A 1,479-nucleotide genomic window follows, 5' to 3' on the forward strand; every position below is an offset into this window, starting at 1 on the left:
TGGTCAGACCGGCGAGGGGAAACATCCACTTTTTCACTCTCTTCACTCCTTGGGTTTTGTTGTTGATACAGGCATTATTTAGTATATAGGAAAAAATATTGCAGTTCTATAAAACAAGTAAAACAAAACGATTATAAAAAAGCCCCCGTCCGTATTTTCGAACGAGAACTCTCAGTTTCGTATCTTACGTGGTGACATACTGCCCGTCTGCGCTGTCCGTGTGACCCACTTCCACCATCTTGCCCGTATGAATCATGCCGTAGGTGCCTTGATCCGGATTGCACGGGTCCTTGGCTGGATATACGCAGGCTCTGTCTCGGCGGATGGTCCAGCCTGTGGAGACGTAGCGAATACCGGTTGAGGCTTTGTGGTCGGTTGTAGAGAAATAGATTGTGCCTTTGTCAATCCCGACTAAAACATCCGACCACGCTTGTAGGGGGAGAATGGAAACAAAGAAGATACATACAAGCACAAGAAAGCATCGTTTCATAAAATCATTCATTTATCAAGTACCCGCTATGGCTTTTCATGAATATTGCTGTTTGCTACAAGACTTGCATCATTGTTGACCGCCAAGGTCGGTCCCCAATTCCCCATTGTCATCGTTCCAAGTCCAATGTCCGCATACCCGGTGTACCAGACTCCTTTCTTAAATCGACCCACTGGATACATACTATCCAACATTACATCTTTGTCTTGGTCATAATTTACAATTCGGAACGTGACCTTATTCCTCATTGTGTAAATATGCCAAGTCTTATAGATCATGCTCGGTTCAGGTTCTATGCTTCCCTCGATTTGAATGTGGTTTTGTTTAACCCAATTCACATATTTCAAATAACGATTACGGTCGCGACCTCCAGGGTTGATCGTTCCATAAAATTCATCCACCCATGTAGAATCAATCGTATTGTAGTCCACATTTAATACATGTTGATAATACGTTCGTACACGACCTGTCCAGAGATCAATGTTTTGTTTTGTGAATTCCTGTTCCGCATAAAGAGTAATGGGTAACTCAATCGGGTCGTCTGTGATTTTGCGATACGGCATTTCATACATCTCATTCGGCAGATCCGCCAAAACGTACGGGAAGTCGCTCGCGTTTTTCGGCAAATCGGTTGTACGTGTTTCACGTCCCCACAGGTCGCCGCTGTATGCAGACGGGTGCGAGTGCGGGTTGTCTGCGGCACTTCGGTTGTACGAGATGGTTACGAGGTTTTGATTTCCATCCCATCCGACCGTCGCTCCCATCGCTTCGCTGACGAAGCGCAACGGTACATACGTGCGGTCGTCCTTCATGATACATTTCGTGTCGAGCTTCGTTTCTAAGCCGCCCACATAGGCAGTATCATCTCCAACAATCAGTTGGATTTCCTTGCCCGGCAATTGGATGACCACCCACTGTGCCTTGGCATACCAAGTCACATCCGCCCCCATGGCTTCGGAAATAAACCGAATCGGCACCATCGTCCGGTT

General features: G+C 46.5%; 2 protein-coding genes. Both read right to left on the reverse strand.

Translation table 11 applies throughout. The features are described 5' to 3' along the window. Positions 1 to 184: 184 nt before the first annotated feature. Entirely contained in the window at positions 185 to 502 is a 318-nt protein-coding gene (locus EL26_RS22990; RefSeq protein WP_038094824.1) for a hypothetical protein, read from the reverse strand. A gap of 14 nt (positions 503 to 516) precedes the next feature. Then, a partial coding sequence (locus tag EL26_RS22995) for a copper amine oxidase N-terminal domain-containing protein (RefSeq protein ID WP_038094825.1) occupies positions 517 to 1,479 on the reverse strand: 963 nt, incomplete at its 5' end.

Source organism: Tumebacillus flagellatus, from assembly GCF_000714935.1.
GTDB classification, from domain to species: Bacteria; Bacillota; Bacilli; order Tumebacillales; family Tumebacillaceae; genus Tumebacillus; species Tumebacillus flagellatus.